This window comes from Paenibacillus alba, assembly GCF_013204855.1.
In the GTDB taxonomy this organism is placed as follows: domain Bacteria; phylum Bacillota; class Bacilli; order Paenibacillales; family NBRC-103111; genus Paenibacillus_E; species Paenibacillus_E alba.
The window spans coordinates 45,975-61,660 of the sequence record NZ_JABMKZ010000010.1; the positions used below are offsets into that span (position 1 = coordinate 45,975).

Below are 15,686 nucleotides of genomic sequence, written 5' to 3' on the forward strand. Positions count from 1 at the left end.
AGTGTTTCACCGACGATAAGAGCCTCCAGAGACTTCTATCTATGAAAAATCATCCCTTTCTGTGCAAATAGAAGCTCATAAAGGCTCTTATTTGCAAAACAGAGAAGGGCCGTCCGCTAGGTCTTGCGACCTTTGGGACAACCCTTCTCTGTGAAATCAGTTTAAGTTGCTATAAATAGACGGCTATTCGCAGGCTGCGTTTCAGCAACGATCCGGCCACGGCTAATCACATATCGACAGTCCGGCTGCTTTCGAACAAGATCCATCGCATCTTGGCCCGGCAGCACAATCAAATTAGCGGGCTTTCCTGCTCCAATGCCATAATCCTTGAGCTGCAGCGTAGCTGCCGCACGAATAGTAATCATCCGCACGAGCTCAGCTACCTCCTCACGTCCCATCATATGTCCCAAATGCGCCGCCATATGGGCTGCTTGGAGCATACTTCCCGTGCCCATCGGATAGAAAGGCGTCTGAATATCATCATGTGCAAGACTGACATTCACGCCGGCTGACCACAGGTCCTTAATGCGAGTAATGCCTCGCCCTTTGGGATATCCGTCAAATCTTCCCTGCATAGCACTGTTAATAAGCGGGCAGCACACCACGTTCACCCCTGAACGAACCAATAGGCCAAGCACTTTCTGAAAATAGGCTTCACCATAATACGCTGAAGCACTGGCATGGGCGGCAGTCACACGTTCGCGCAGCCCCGAACGCATGGCCAGATGCGCTGTGCTCTCCAGGAAGGTAGAGTTCGCATCATCCGTCTCGTCACAAAAAACATGGACGAAACATCCGTATTTCTCCGCGAGGCGAAAGACGAAATCAACCGAAGCCAGTCCTTCCTCACGTGTAGGCTCCAAATGCGGAATCGCTCCAATGCCATCCGCGCCAAGCTGAAGCGCCTCTTCAAGTCGCTGCGCATTATCGGGACATGCGGGAATTCCGTCTTGCGGGAAGGCGATGACCTGCAAATTCATATAAGGCTTGACGCGCTCGCGCAATTCGAGAAGTGCCCGCAGCGCTGTAAGATGAGGATCCGAGATGTCCGCCTGCGTCCGCACATGGAGAATGCCTGCCGCAAGCTGCATCCTCAGCACCTTTTCAGCTCGGCTCCTAACATCCTCATAAGTAAGTGTCTCTTTGCGCTTCTGCCAAAGCCGAATGCCTTCAAATAGTGTGCCGCTCTCATTCCATGAAGGCTCCCCTGCTGTAAGCACAGTGTCTAGATGAATGTGAGACTCTACAAACGGAGGAAGCGCCAGATGCCCGCTGCCATCAATCTCTCGTTCAGCCTGACCATCAAACCTTCCCATCATGGCAATCAAGCCATCTTTAATGCCGATATCTATCGGCCCCTGATTGTCAGAGTCACCCAGCAGCCGTATATGACGAATGACTAGATCCAACAGTGAAGTCGCCTCCCTCATCTTATGGCTGATTAATTGTCCTTCTTCATTTCGGATTCATGCCATGAACTCAGCAGCCATTTGGCAAAAGCATTAATAAGGAGGAAAAAGCAAATGCCTAACGCAGAAGCGGAAAGCCCACAAGCGAACAGATAGGGTGTTTTTAAACGGGCGGCTGCATAAGTAATCGCATATCCAAGCCCGCCCTGCCCTCCGCCAATGCCGGCAATATATTCGCCAACGATGGCGCCGACAACGGATAAGGTACAAGATATTTTCAAACCAGCTACAATGTAGGGCAGTGCAGCGGGAATGCGAAGCTTCCACATCGTTTGAAAGGCATTGGCATTGTAGAGATAAAATAAGTTGCTCATATTTTGATCCGTAGAATTCAACCCAATTAGCGTGTTCGACAACATCGGGAAAAATCCGATCAAAAACGTAATGATGACGATCGCATTCACACCCGCATCAAACCAGATAACGATCAAGGGCGCAACGGCGACAATCGGTATAGTTTGCAAAATGATGGCATACGGGTACACGCTTTTTTCAATCCATTTGGAGCTTGCCAGAAGAATGGCGCCCGCTACCCCCAAAATGATACTGAGGAAAAAGCCAAGCACCGCTTCCAGCGTAGTCGTCCTGACGGATACCCATAAGGATGACTTGTTTTCGATAGCTGCCGCCACAATATCGGAAGGCTTAGGCACGAGATACACCGGGGCTTTCATGAGATAGGCAATAAGCTCCCAGCCGCCAATAAATACAACAAAGGCGACCAACGGTGGCAGTAAATGTTTAAAAAGCAGCAGCAGCCGAAGTCCGGGGGACGCCCCGTCTTCGAGGCGGTTTGCCCAAGCTGCCCGCTCGCGGGCAGGAAATATTTCATCGGGCAATATTTGCAAGTATTTCGAATCTACAGCCATGTTCATCCCCCCCTTAGTTACGTTTCAACCATGATTTTCCCCGGGTTGAGCAGCCCTCTTGGGTCATTCTCCCGTTTCTTGCGTTCCATGCTGCCAACTTCCCCTCGCCCGCCATGATCAAGTACCCATGTATGCGGATCGAAGATCTTGACGCCAATGGATTCGCAGAAGGCAATGATTTCATACAACCGTTCTTCGCTCTGAAAACGGACAACCGGAAGGGCTGTTGGGGTAATCGCGCCACCGCTTCGTACCCACTCGAAATGAAGATACACTTCATCGCCGAATTTGGCTTTAAGCTCACGGATTTGCTCGATATAGCTATCTAGCTTAAAGCCAGCTTGCAGATAGGTCATCGAAGCATCTGTCTTCATAGCCCACAGTGTCGTGTGATTCCATGTAAAATCCGACACGCCGATCGTTTTGCGGTATTGTTTCGCTTCAATATAATGACCGATGCAGCCGCCATAACGAGCAGCAAGAGCTTCAACAAGCGGCAGGCTGTCTTCAGCAAATTCAAGCATAACAGCTGCCAGTTCAGCTTTAATCACTTTCGCAAACGGAATAAAATAAGAAGGTATCGGCCATTCCATTGGAGCGATCAGTCGCTTGGGAATTGCGTCTTCTCTTGCTAAGGCTTCTCCGAAGAGCATGGAGTTCTCAAAGGTATCAAAATGTGCAATAGCTTGAGCCCAATCCGTTCGCGGTGACAAAGGAATCGTCACTTCCGTCATAATGCCCGTCGTCCCATAATTGTGAATATAGTTAACTAATTCATCCCCACGGATAACCAGTCGCTGCGGTGTTTCTTCCATTGTATAGATGACGGCTTCCAATACATTGCCATCCCATAAGTTCCCATGCGTGATTGACCCGATGCCGCCGGAGCCTCCGCTGACGAATCCACCGACAGTAGCTTTCACATAGGTGCTTGGATAAATGCGAATTTCTTGCCCCGCTTCACGGGCTTTCTTGTCAATGATACTGAGCCTGACTCCGCATTGTAGGCGAGCAAATCCAGGTCCGATTTCTAGAATCTCATCCATCCGGCTTAAGTCCATAACAATACCGCCATGCAGGGGAACCGCTTGGCCGTAATTGCCGGTGCCAGCTCCACGAACCGTTACCGGAATGTGATGCTGATAGCCAAAAGCCAGTATCTGTGCCACCTCATCTGCATTTCGAGGAATGAGTACAGCATCGGCAGCTTGGATATGCTCCAACTGGCGATTAAGTACCGGGGAGTACCAATAATAGTCTTTGGATAGCTTCTCTCTTGTCGCGTCATCAACATAAACGATCTCTTCACTGAACTGCTCTTTCAGCGCTTTTTCCCAGCCTGTATACATAGCCATTCGCATAGTCACCCTCTCCTATTCATGTTCTAAAGCCGCATTCACATCTCTTACCAAATCGCTGAACTGTGCTGTTGTCCGGTAGCTTTCGTCTCTTGGAAAAGGGACAGGAATATCGATCGTTGCTGATATTTTGCCCGGACGCGGCGTCATGACAACGACACTTGTCGATAGAAAGACAGATTCAAATACATTATGCGTAACGAACAGCACCGTCATTGATTTATCCTGCTGCCAAATATTCAGCAGCTCCATTTGCAGCGTTTGGCGTGTTATTTCATCCAAAGCGCCGAACGGCTCATCCATAAGCAGCAGCTTGGGTCGAGAAATGAGCGCTCGCGCGATCGATACACGCATCTTCATACCGCCGGATAGCTCTCGGGGCAGTACTTTCATGTAATCTTTCAATCCCACAAGCTCGAGAACTCGCTGCGCTTCTTCGTGTTGTGTTTTTTTATCCACGCCTCGCAAAGCCAGCGGCAATTTCACATTCGCTTCCACCGTTGACCACGGCAGGAGCGTATGGTCTTGGAAAACGAAAGCGATATCGCTTTGCTTACGCGCCTCTTTGGGCGTTGTGCCAAATACATCCAAGGTGCCCTTGCTTGGCTTAGCCAGCCCTGTAATCATTTTGAAGATAGTTGATTTACCACAGCCGGACGGGCCTACAAAGCATAGAAACTCGCCTTCTTTAATCGTTAGGTTGACGTCCCGCAAAGCAATCGTCCCGTTCGGGTACGTCTTGGACAGATTCTCCATCGTTACAAATTTGGCATTGTATGCATCTTTACCAGGTGTATGGATCAGCGAAGAATTCATGGACATTGCCTTCATCTCCTTATCATGCTTTTGGTTGTAGCGTTTCGCCTCTATCGGTCCAATCTTAATGTCTTCATATCAAAAGCTTGAAATTCAAGGAGCGCCTCTGCGATCATAGCTCCATACCTTATGGTCATGCCCTGACCTTTGGCTATCGTAGCTGCCGTGGCATCACCCGAAATGCCGGATTCAGACAAATCATCCATGACCCAAGCAAAAGCGCGGTTACGGAGTCCCAAATAACGGGATTCGGGATAATTCGGATATTCGGTGGGAGCCACTTCCATATGAACCCAATGCGGCAAGGCGGACATCACCAACGAGGTTTCCATGTCACCGGCATGAATACCAGCTTGTTTCTCAAGTGGAGTAAGCCATTCATCAGCGCCCCCAAGCCCGCCAGGATCTAGACGAAATACAGCCAAGCCCGTTTCGATGCGAATTTCCCGCCCCATCATATTCAATAAATCCGTGTTGCCCCCATGCGTGTTCACGAGCACTAATTTGCGGAAACCGCTTCTGCTGAGACTTTTGGCAATGTCCATCACGACAGCCATCAGTGTCATCGCCGACAACGTAATTGTGCCTGGATGTCCTAGGTGCTCTGTGCTTTTCCCATAAGGAATCGCGGGCAGCAGCCAAATATTCACCTCGTCCGGCAGCTGCTCGAAAGCTTCTGTTAATAGCACTTCGGAAATTAAAGTATCCGTAAAGACAGGCATGTGAGGTCCGTGTTGTTCCACAGCGCCTACTGGCAGCACAATCAGAGCATCTTCCTTCGGAACCTCTGCAACCTCCCGTTTACTTAGGCGAGGAAAAAAGTGACGATCCCATGCTTTCCCTGTATAACGACTATATGCCAAGGTGACTACCTCCTTCTGTGTGCCAGGTGTGCACATCTTCGTATGAAAAAAGATCCCGCCTCATAAGTGAGTAGTGGATCTTAAGCTTTCAAAGTTGCGTTCATTGCGATCCTACTTGTGTGCTTGAAACAATTGCAAGGCAGCGGCCACATCCGCAACTCTTTCGCCCAATCTGGCAGCCATCAAAAGTTCCCTTGGGTCCGGAGATAACGAACTGTCGGGTCCAGCCAAAGTTGAAGCGCCATAAGGTGAACATCCAATGGCATCCGCCGTTAAATATTCCGGGTTTTCCGAATAGGGCAATCCCACGAAAATCATGCCAAAATGAAACAACGGCACCATCGACGTCAATATAGCTGCTTCATGTCCCGTGTGTATCGAAGCCGTGCTGTTGAATATCCCTGTCGGCTTTCCTTCTAATGCGCCTTCGATACAAAGCTCTCCCGCCATTTCAAGAAATAACTTCACTTGGGAAGGCATTGTTCCGTAGTAGGTTGGAAATCCCCATAGAATGCCATCTGCCCAGCGCAAATCATCATTCGTTGCAAACCGAATTGCCTGCTGCAAGGTTTGTGTTGCTTCATATTTACTATAGCGATCTGTCAGTCGGAATTGATGGGATAACGCCTTGGCGCTTGCCAGCTTTTCATCTCCGGCCTGCGGCCGTTCTTTATCCTGCTGAATCACCCGATTTTGCTGCGCAATCATTTCCGGAATTCGAACGATTCGCACGTCATGAGTCCCGAATTGACTGGCACCATCGGCAACCGCTTGCGCCATCTGAAAGACGTGGCCGAATGCGCTGTAATAAATGACTAATAGGTTCGCCATAGAGAAATCTTCACCCTTTCGCGAATTCATGCCTATGAAAGGATACTTGTTCGCTTGCTTCCTTCCAAAACTGCGCTAATGCTGGCTCCTGCCACTCCGCTTGGCTAGCCGCCATTCGAACCCAGCTCCCTTGGCTGTACACCCAGCGCCGTTCAGGCAGCATCGTGAAAAGCTCTTCCGGCGTATGGGCGTCAACGACAACAAAATTCGCTTCATTCCCTGACTTGATGCTATGCGCTTGAAGTCCCAATACCTCTGCGGGAACATCTGTAATCATACGCAGCAGTGTGCGGAGATCAGCAGGTCGCCCCATATGGGCCGCATAGGAGCCAATGAGCGCGATTTGCATTAGATCCCCCCTGCCAAACGGGTGAAAGGGATCATGAATATTATCTGAAGCGACAGCGATCGGAATGCCGGCTTCCCAGATTTCCTTCAATCTGGTTACTCCCCGACGAACAGGGAAGCTATCGTGTCTGCCTTGCAAATACAGATTCACAGCAGGCAAGGATACGGCTTTCAAGCCAGCTTCTGCCATGCGCTCAATAATGCCATGGGCATCGTAATCGGTCATCGAAGCAAGTGCGCATAGATGGTCAACCGTCACTCTTCCCGAATAGCCTTCAGACTTCGTTTTCAATGAAATGTGTTCAATCGTCCGCATGTTCGGATTATCGGTTTCATCACAATGAAGATCAATCGGCACATCGTATTTCTCCGCCAATTGGAAGATATAATCAATGTCCTCCTTCGCCGTTGATGATAAATGTGGTGCGCCGCCAATCCCATCCACACCCATTCGCAAAGCTTCCTCGATCGCTTCAACATCCAGCGCCATGAAGTTGTAAGGACACATCGGGAATAGCTGCAAGCGGATGTAAGGTGCCAGCGCTTCTTTCGCTTCCAAAGCAGCTTCTATTGTACGTAAGGCTACCTCGCGCGAGGCTCTTAAGTTGAAATCCAGATGAGTTCGAATGTGCGTTGTGCCAAAAGACAATGCTTGCAACGAGGAACGCATGATTCTCGACTTAATCTCCTCTTTGCTGAAGGATGGGGATGCCAGCGAATAATTCCGCACAGCCTCTTCCAATGTACCGCTTAGGTTTTCCACCGAGGTTAACGAAAATGATTTGTCCAGATGCATGTGGGCATCGACAAAGCCAGGCAGCATGATTTTACCTTCCAAATCAATAACCGGAATGCCTGACTCGCCTGCCCCTAGAGCAGATGTCCACCGTTCCAGTGAAACTGCACCAGGCTGGGCAGTATCCGCTTCTTGCTTCTGAATCTGCGTCCAACTGCCATCTCGAATCGCTAGGCGATATAAGCGCTCTTCATCCTCCATAGGTAATCGAACATTGACGATATCCAGATTCGTTACAGAAGCCAATACGGCCACCTCCCAGGTTTCTACTTATTTTTTAGGCATAAATTGTGTGGTGAACACTTTATCAATGCTTTCTGCGGATTTAAGTATGCCAACATCTACGAGCTGCTTTTGCACTTCTTCCCAGCGTTCTTTGGTCATAATGCCGGTTCCTTTGGTCGCTGCATCTCCACCGAAAACAAAATCCATTTCTTTGGCAGCACTGAATTTCATCATATCCAAGCCCATATCCGGATTCTTCTCTTTAATGCTTGGATTGATCTCTTCGGAGTGATCCTTGTAGTAATCCCAGCCTTTGACGGTAGCTTCAACGAACGCTTTCACTTGGTCAGGATGCTCAGCAATCATTTTCTCCGTTGTAAAATACACACCAGCATAGATGTTGTAACCCGAGTCTGCATTGAGCAAGGTTCCGAATTCAACTTTTTGCTGTTCCAACGTGAATGGCTCGCTTGTCACATAGCCTTGCGTTAAGGCATTTTTATCACTGACAAAGTTGACTAATTGACCTGTATATTTCATTTCTTGAGCATTGTCTAATTTATATTTCTTTTTCATAAACTGCCAGAAGCTTGCCGTTGAAGCCACATACACTTTATGGCCATTTAAATCCGAGAAATCTTTAATCCCTGAATCTTTGTGATAGAACAACGCTTGCGGACTTTTCTGCATGGAAGTTGCGATAGCAACAACGGGAATTCCTTCTTGTCTGGCTACCAAGATATCGTCGCCATTCGCCATACCGAATTGAGCTTTGCCTGAAGCGACAATTTGTGTAGAAGAAACCGAAGGGCCACCAGGCATTAGCGTCATATCAAAGCCTGCATCCTTGTAATATCCTTTGGCCAAAGCTGCAAAGTTTCCACCATGCTCAGGTTCTGCGAACCAGTTCAGAACAAGCGTCGATGGAACTACTGCCTTAGGAGCGGCTGTTGTGGCAGCCGGAGATGCGGAAGCCGCAGCCACAGCAGATGGTGCTGGTGTTGTTGAAACCGATGTGCTTGAGCTGCCGCATGCAGCAAGCATACTCGAGATCATCACTAAGCTGAGCGATACGACCATTGGGCGTTTGGCAACAAGCACGTTCGTACATTGAATTCGTTTCATTTGAACTTCCCCTCCATATTTGGTTTTCTCTACAAATCAGGTATCAACCTTTAGGTCAAATATAGATTCACAGCCCTTGTGCGTCAACGGAATTACTTACGTTTTGTTTTTAATCACAATAAATAGTACGTCTTTTCATTCGAATCCCAAGATCTCCGTTTAATTTTTACAATATATTTACATAAAAGACGAACATTCTACTATATCGTCCCCACTTTAACGCCTAATTCCTTCAGCCAACGACGATACGCAATGGAGAACCGATCCACCTTATGGTTCAGTTCAACTTGAAGATCGAGTGGAAGCAATTCCGGCTTCTGACTCTCAATCACCTTGGCATCCTGGTCAAAAACAATATCCTGGAAATGGATAAAGTTAGCATCATCCACATCATAGGCATAATTGCGTGAAACCATCATGAACACGACGCATTCTTCGGCAGCAACTGGCAATACGGTGAGCATAATCCACAAGGTCTGGCCATTGCTCGGATCCGCTTTGGACAGTCGCGCCGACAGCGGCCGATAGACTTCCTTCATATAAACGTAAGTCGTGCCTTCCTTTTTGTCCGAACCCGAATGAGCCACCGGCTGGAAAATCGGAATATTTTCGATATAAATACGTTCCTTCTCTTTCACCACCTGAAAGTCAGGCAGCTCCGCATAATCTGGGTGACCCAGCAGATTCTGATGCACGAACATCAAGTGAGCAAAGTCCGTGAAATTTTCAATCACGCGTGTTCCTGCTGCCGCAACCTTGTAAGGGCCACAGGGCAATGGACGATACTCCGGATTGGCAAACTCTTCAAAATGTGGCAATGGCGCAGCAGCTTCACCAATACATACCCAAATGAAGCCGTATTTTTCCTCACAGGCGTAGACCTGCGCTTTGGCTCTGGCCGGGATCTTCTCACCTTTGGGCTGCGCCGGAATACAAACACATTGACCAGAGGAATTATACTGCCAGCCATGATAAGGGCAGACGAGAATGTCATCCTGCACCCAGCCTTTGGACAGCATCGCTCCACGATGAATACAGAGATCCTGCAGCGCATGTACGCCCTTGCTTGAGCGGTAAATGGCAACTCTTTCCCCCAGTACAATAACTCCCACCGGCTGGTCTTTCAGCTCAGAAGCCAGGTATACCGCGTGCCAATCATTTTCAAGAACAGGATCCTGCAGTCGCTCTAATGCCATAACAATCATCCTCCAGTGGTCTATTTTTTACTCGATAATGGCGAAAATAGGGTACTGTACAGCCAGCTTGCCCCGCAGAATATCAACTCTTGCCTGAGCTCTTTGCAAAACCTCCTGCTCATCGATCCACGTGCTTCTCCCATGTTCAACGACGACCTGCCCGCCGACCATGACAAGATCAACATCATTGCCATTAGCGTTATATACCAAAGATGAGGAGGCACGATGTACAGGACTTATATGCGCCTTCAACATATCGACGGTTACGATATCCGCTTTCTTCCCCGGCTCAAGGCTGCCCAAATCTGCACTACGTCCTACCGCCTTGGCACCATTCACCGTTGCCATTCGCAGGACATCCATCGGAGGCAGCAGCGTCGCGTCTAGTTCATTCACTTTGTGCAGGCATGCCGTGAACTTCAGCACCTCCAAATTGTCTTGGCAGTTATTGCTGCCCGGTCCATCCGTGCCTAAAGCAACATTAATGCCCATTTTCAGCATTTCCGGCACTCGGGCTACACCAGAAGCTAAATACATATTGGAGACTGGACAATGAATGACAGAAGCTTGCTTAGCTTTGATCAGCTCCAATTCACCATCATCCAGCCACACCCCATGAACGACTTGCGTTCGTTCACCCAGCAGGCCTACTTCATTCAGCAGCTCCAAATTACGCAGGCCATAGCGAGCCATCGTAGTGTCGATCTGCTCACTCGTTTCAGCGACATGAACGTGCGAGATTAACTTGCGTTCTTGACTAAAAAGCGCTGCCTTCTCGAGGTATCCCCTGGAACAGCCGTACAGATTCAGCGGTCCGAGAGCGATGCGAATACGGCCGGATGCAGCACCATCCCATTCATCAAGCAAGCGATCTGTGCTGTCAAAGATCATCTCCTCCGTTTCCCGCAAGCGTATTTCCCCAGCCAAATCAGAACCCCCTCGAGCCAAATGTCCTCGAATCCCCGAATCGACCATCGCCCGCAGCACACTCGCGTCGTTCTCCGGATACGTGTGAATATAATGATGGTCCATCATATACGTAGCGCCTGATTTTAAATTTTCGATACATCCAATTAATGCGGCCAAATAGAAATCTTCCGGTTCCATCGCAAGGCTCATCGGCCATATAATTTCCTTAAGCCACTGGGCTAAAGGCGAATGGTCGGATACCCCTCTCATGAAGGTTTGAAACAAGTGCGTGTGTCCGTTAATTATTCCAGGAATAACAACTTTACCTGCTGCATTGTAGCTGTAAGAAGACTTCGCAAGCAGATGATCCATACTTCCGTCTGTTTTCCACTCACCTACTTCCTTGATGACATCATGCTCCACATACACATAGCCAGGTTTAAATATTGGATTGGCGGCATTCATCGTTAATACGGTGCCGTTATAAATCAGTTTATTTGACATGTGACCACCTCCTCGAAATATAAAAATGTTAATTTATCTAACATTAATTTAAAAAATCTTATTTTTGTGTTATGTTTATTGACACGATTATATGCGTGATCGAATATTCAGTCAACTAACTTTGTAAATAAGAAAAGACTGAATAGTTACGTTTTGGTGTTTATTATCAGCATTGCGGTTAACAATATCTTCGTTTTCGCTGTAATTTTGCTTTTTGTATACAAAAACTTCTTTTCTAGCAACAACTGTATATATTTTAGATTTCAAAGGAGATAAGCGTATGTTAGATCTGCCTCACCTTGATCAAGTGGATCAGGATATCATCAAATTACTGCATGAGAATGGACGAATGTCTTTTGCCAAAATCGGTGAAACCCTAAATCTATCTCGTGTTGCCATTCAGAAGCGCGTGGAAAATCTGATTGAACAAGATGTCATCGAGAACTTCACAGTTCGTTTGAATGTGACGAAGCTTGGGAAAGTGGTCAGCGCCTTTTTCGAGGTAGAAGTGGAGCCGCGGTATGTCGAAGAGGTCGGGAATTTACTGGCAGACGACGTCAATGTCATCAGTATTTATCAAATGACGGGGTCGAGCTCACTTCATATGCATGCCCTGCTCAAAGATGATGCTGCTCTGGAGGACTTCCTTTATCAAAATATCTATAAGCTTAAAGGCGTAGTACGGGTCAACACCCAAGTTGTCATCAAACGATTTAAGCAGGGCACTGGACTGGAACTGTAGGATCGCACACTGAAAAACACAAAAAAGCCTATGCGCTCCTAAATAAAGGGACTTATAGGCTTAATTCTATATACGAGATCTGCTGCTGTTTACGTAAACGACGAGCGTGAGTTGAAAAAATGAGATTTTCCGGCTTTTCCAGATTTCATGGATTTTGCGCCTTCATTCGCTCAGGGCGTAGGGTTCCAATACGCGAAAGCCTGCAAAAATGCAGGGATTTTCGACGAAATCGGCTGAAAAATAGTAAAGCCTGCGATTATGCAGGCTTTATTAGTATTTCCACCCTCTAATCCAGAAAAAGCCTCAAAAGCCTGCATAATCGCAGGAATCTATTGTTTAGGGCCCTTCCATGACCAAAAAGGATGCACATTTGCAGGAATTTATCATAAGTTCAACCGATACATCGCCTTATTCTCTAGACCGCGAATCATCGGTGTCCATGCTTCAGTTTCCGGTGTCGTTAGCAGCGTATCCTCCACCATTTGCAGCTTCGCATCCATGGAATCAATATAATGAAGAGCAACCGCCTCCGGAATTTGAGGCAGTACCGGACTTCCCCACTCAGGCAGATTATGATGGGACAGCACAATATGCTGCAGGCCAATGACCACATCGGATTGTAGATCAATCCCGAGGTTAAGCGCTGCTTCGGTTATCCAGTTCGAGGCCATCGAGATATGTCCCAGTAGCTTCCCCTGCACACTGTAATCACTAACGATTCCCATCTGTGCAATCATTTCTTCCGGCTTCGCGATGTCATGCAAAATAATGCCCGCTTTAATTAAATCAGCATTGAGGAATGGACGCTGCTTGCAAATAAATTCACCAATCTCAAGCATGCGCACGATGTGATAAGCCAGACCGGCAAAATAGGCATGATGATGCGTTTTGGCTGCCGGATAATGATTCAGTTTATCTGCTACTTTGGTAACACAGAACGAAACGATCGACTTGATCGTCGGATTCGTGATACTCTCCTGAACTTGATTTATCGTATGAATAAGATCTATTGGACTAATAGGCGCTGAACGGATGAAATCCGTCATTTGAATGCCATCCTCAGGCAGCGCTTTGCGCAAGCGGCCAATCTTCACTTGCAGCTTATCGCGGTACGTTTGGATGACTCCTTGGACCTTCACCAAGGTCATAGGAAAGAACGTTTCTTTATCCGTCGCGCTGACATCCCACATCTTCGCTGAAACTTGCCCGCTAGCATCACATAGAATAATGTCCATGAAATCCTTGGCAGGCGTCGTATTCGTTTGTTTCACTTCAAGCTCTTTGATAAGATAAAATCCAACAAACTCGTCAGGTGCTTGCATTTGCTTAATTAAAGTCATTTGATATCCTCCACTTGTCATTAGAAACATTATACTACGAAAATGATAAAATGGATGAATGGAACCCAATAGAAATTTCAGGAGAAGTTTATGCAGACAAAAATCGTTTATGGTTGTGATTTTAGCGGAGCGATTAACCCCTCTGAGAAAATCTTCCTCGCACGCGCAGAGCTAACCGCTGGAACTCTGCGCATCCAAGACATCATCCATTGTGAAGAACGGCTGGATCTTTACTACCATCTTACAACTCAGCAAGCCTATTGGGGAATGGACATGCCATTCGCTTATCCTGCGTTCATCTATGAGCACTTGGAAACATTATCGGATTGGTCATCGCTCTATAACTTGGCCGTCCAAACCTCAAGAGTACAGTTCAAAGAGCAGATTGAGCATGCCATATCCTCGCTAGCCCAGACACCAACGCGACGCACGGATGCCGCCTTGAACGCCAAAAGCCCACTCTCCAAGACGCCGATCAATATGTTGGGTCTCACCTATGGCGGGTTCAAGCTGCTTGCCCATTTAGTGCGCAGCGGCGTGAATGTATACCCTTTTTCCGAGCAGCATACAGCGCGTTCCTGTGTTTATGAAGTCTATCCCTCCCACACATGGCGTATGTTGGGGCTCAAAAGGGGAATGCCGCTCTCCACGTTTATCGCTTCTTTCAATGACAAATATCCTCTACACATTGAGGTAAAGGATACGGTCTATACATGTATTGCTGGGCTGAAGCCAAGCATGCAGATGGATGCCTGCGACGCCGTCGCCGCCTGTGTCACGATGGCTTATGCGTTAGTCACAAATCAATTGGATACTTCATGGCATCAGAAGCCCACCTTTGCTACCGATGCGGAGTGGGGCAGCTCTGCGCTTGAAGGTCTTATCGTAAGACTGAGTTAGCGCTTTAAGCTATCTTTTATTCCAATCCAAAAAATTCTCGTGAAGTCCGCGTCGTGGCATCGACCACTTCTTCTGCCGTCTTCCCCAAACAACCAGCGACTGCCGCAGCAATGTGGGGGAGAAATTGCGGCTCATTACGGCCATCCTGAGGCTTCACAGGCAAATCACGAGGTGTTAGAAAAGGGGCATCCGTCTCCAGCATAAGGCGATCAAGCGGCACTCTTTTTACAAGCTCACGCAGATGCTTGCCTCTCCGTTCATCGCAGATCCAACCCGTAATTCCGATGTAAAAACCTAGCTGCAGATAGGTCTGAAGCTCTTGCATTGTGCCTGTAAAACAGTGAACAACCGCTTTGTTCATAGAACCGATGTAAGGCTTCAAAAGTCGCACGAAATCAACATGCGCTTCTCGTTCATGCAGAAACAGCGGCATTTGCAGCTCGCAAGCAAGCTTAACCTGCTCTTCAAACCATTTCTTCTGCACATCGCGAGGCGAGAAATCCCGATTAAAGTCCAAACCGCATTCCCCAATGGCCACAACTTGCGGAAGCTTTGCCAATTGCCGCAGTTTGCCTAGGGTTACAGCCGTGCAATGCCGCGTGTCATGGGGATGAACCCCTGCCGTCGCAAATAATTTCCCCGGAAATTGTTCGGCATATCGCGCCGCTCCTTCACTATTCCTCAAGCTCGTTCCCGTGAGGATAAGCGGCGAAACTCCCGCTTCCAGCGCGCTGGCAACCACGGTATCCCGATCCGTGTCAAACGAGCGATGCATCAAATTAACACCAATATCAATGAGGGATGGATTCATTAGTTCCTACCTCCTTGGTATGTTCATACAAATAACAGAACTGAGCCGGCACATGATCTGCAAGCCATACTTCATTACCTGCATAATAGAAAACAACACCAGCATGCGAAGCCTTCTCAGCCTCTACAGCCAAAATCACTAGTTCCCCTCTTCGCTTGCCGGCAAGTTCGGCAAAATGAAGTCCTTCTGATAAGTGGACATAATGGCGCTGCATGGAGCGCAGACCCTGTTTCAGAATTGAGGGGGCCGCTTGCACATTCGTTCCATGGTACAGCACAGTTGGAGGCGCAGCTATCGGATATCCGACCTTATCATGGCTATGTCCGTAGCGAGCGCGAATACGATCTCCCTTAATTTCAAAACGCTGCTTCTCACAACGCTCCACAACCTCTTCGATATCACGGACACTAATACCCGACCACTTCGTTTGCCTATGAAGGGCACCCAGCAGCTCGCTTGTCGGACAAGAACCATCGACAGGGTCGAGGCTTAGGCCAAACTCTTCAGGTGAATGCCTCAGCATTTTGCTCATAAACTTGCTTAATTTCGTATATTTTTCCTTATCTAACAAATCATTCACATCC

15 protein-coding genes are annotated in these 15,686 nt (G+C 48.0%); 2 read left to right on the forward strand and 13 right to left on the reverse strand.

Annotated features, from left to right (window positions below; genetic code table 11):
* Positions 1-161: 161 nt before the first annotated feature.
* The 10 genes from codA to HQN90_RS15045 all read right to left on the reverse strand — a co-directional run bounded on the left by codA (position 162) and on the right by HQN90_RS15045 (position 11,309).
* Positions 162-1,409: a cytosine deaminase gene (codA, locus tag HQN90_RS15000; RefSeq protein ID WP_246362417.1), complete on the reverse strand. Its 1,248-nt coding sequence runs from the start codon at positions 1,407-1,409 to the stop codon at positions 162-164.
* Positions 1,410-1,441: 32 nt separating this feature from the next.
* A complete protein-coding gene (locus tag HQN90_RS15005; protein WP_173219965.1) occupies positions 1,442-2,338 on the reverse strand; it encodes an ABC transporter permease in 897 nt (298 codons plus the stop codon).
* A gap of 17 nt (positions 2,339-2,355) precedes the next feature.
* Positions 2,356-3,699, reverse strand: coding sequence for an FAD-binding oxidoreductase (locus HQN90_RS15010; protein ID WP_246362419.1), 1,344 nt, complete (start codon positions 3,697-3,699; stop codon positions 2,356-2,358).
* 12 nt (positions 3,700-3,711) lie between these two features.
* Positions 3,712-4,518 (reverse strand): ABC transporter ATP-binding protein, encoded by an 807-nt coding sequence (locus HQN90_RS15015; protein WP_420851050.1) that lies wholly within the window; start codon positions 4,516-4,518, stop codon positions 3,712-3,714.
* Between the two features lie 44 nt (positions 4,519-4,562).
* On the reverse strand, positions 4,563-5,375 hold the full coding sequence (locus HQN90_RS15020) for a creatininase family protein (protein WP_246362422.1): 813 nt from the start codon (positions 5,373-5,375) through the stop codon (positions 4,563-4,565).
* A gap of 111 nt (positions 5,376-5,486) precedes the next feature.
* Complete coding sequence (locus tag HQN90_RS15025) at positions 5,487-6,206, reverse strand: NAD(P)H-dependent oxidoreductase (RefSeq protein ID WP_173219971.1); 720 nt, start codon at positions 6,204-6,206, stop codon at positions 5,487-5,489.
* A gap of 10 nt (positions 6,207-6,216) precedes the next feature.
* On the reverse strand, positions 6,217-7,596 hold the full coding sequence (locus HQN90_RS15030; protein WP_246362425.1) for an amidohydrolase family protein: 1,380 nt from the start codon (positions 7,594-7,596) through the stop codon (positions 6,217-6,219).
* A gap of 24 nt (positions 7,597-7,620) precedes the next feature.
* Positions 7,621-8,700, reverse strand: coding sequence for an ABC transporter substrate-binding protein (locus tag HQN90_RS15035; protein ID WP_246362427.1), 1,080 nt, complete (start codon positions 8,698-8,700; stop codon positions 7,621-7,623).
* Positions 8,701-8,900: 200 nt separating this feature from the next.
* Complete coding sequence (locus tag HQN90_RS15040; protein WP_246362429.1) at positions 8,901-9,896, reverse strand: aromatic ring-hydroxylating dioxygenase subunit alpha; 996 nt, start codon at positions 9,894-9,896, stop codon at positions 8,901-8,903.
* Between the two features lie 27 nt (positions 9,897-9,923).
* Complete coding sequence (locus HQN90_RS15045) at positions 9,924-11,309, reverse strand: amidohydrolase family protein (RefSeq protein ID WP_173219977.1); 1,386 nt, start codon at positions 11,307-11,309, stop codon at positions 9,924-9,926.
* A gap of 280 nt (positions 11,310-11,589) precedes the next feature.
* On the opposite strand from HQN90_RS15045, the gene HQN90_RS15050 reads away from it, so the two are divergent.
* A complete protein-coding gene (locus tag HQN90_RS15050) occupies positions 11,590-12,051 on the forward strand; it encodes an Lrp/AsnC family transcriptional regulator (protein ID WP_173219979.1) in 462 nt (153 codons plus the stop codon).
* Positions 12,052-12,434: 383 nt separating this feature from the next.
* On the opposite strand, the gene HQN90_RS15055 is transcribed toward HQN90_RS15050, so the two are convergent.
* Positions 12,435-13,391 carry a 3'-5' exoribonuclease YhaM family protein gene (locus tag HQN90_RS15055; protein ID WP_173219982.1) on the reverse strand — a complete coding sequence of 319 codons (957 nt, stop codon included), beginning with the start codon at positions 13,389-13,391 and terminating at the stop codon, positions 12,435-12,437.
* Positions 13,392-13,481: 90 nt separating this feature from the next.
* Here HQN90_RS15055 and HQN90_RS15060 point away from each other — a divergent pair, with 90 nt between their 5' ends.
* Positions 13,482-14,291: a hypothetical protein gene (locus tag HQN90_RS15060; protein ID WP_173219985.1), complete on the forward strand. Its 810-nt coding sequence runs from the start codon at positions 13,482-13,484 to the stop codon at positions 14,289-14,291.
* Positions 14,292-14,307: 16 nt separating this feature from the next.
* Here the strand turns inward: HQN90_RS15060 and HQN90_RS15065 are convergent, their stop codons facing one another.
* The gene (locus HQN90_RS15065) at positions 14,308-15,102 is read right to left on the reverse strand and encodes a TatD family hydrolase (protein ID WP_173219988.1); all 795 of its coding nucleotides are present in this window, start codon (positions 15,100-15,102) and stop codon (positions 14,308-14,310) included.
* Positions 15,083-15,673, reverse strand: a complete 591-nt coding sequence (locus tag HQN90_RS15070; RefSeq protein WP_173219991.1) for an RNA 2'-phosphotransferase — start codon at positions 15,671-15,673, stop codon at positions 15,083-15,085. The genes HQN90_RS15065 and HQN90_RS15070 overlap by 20 nt, the downstream gene beginning before the upstream one ends.
* Positions 15,674-15,686 lie beyond the last annotated feature (13 nt).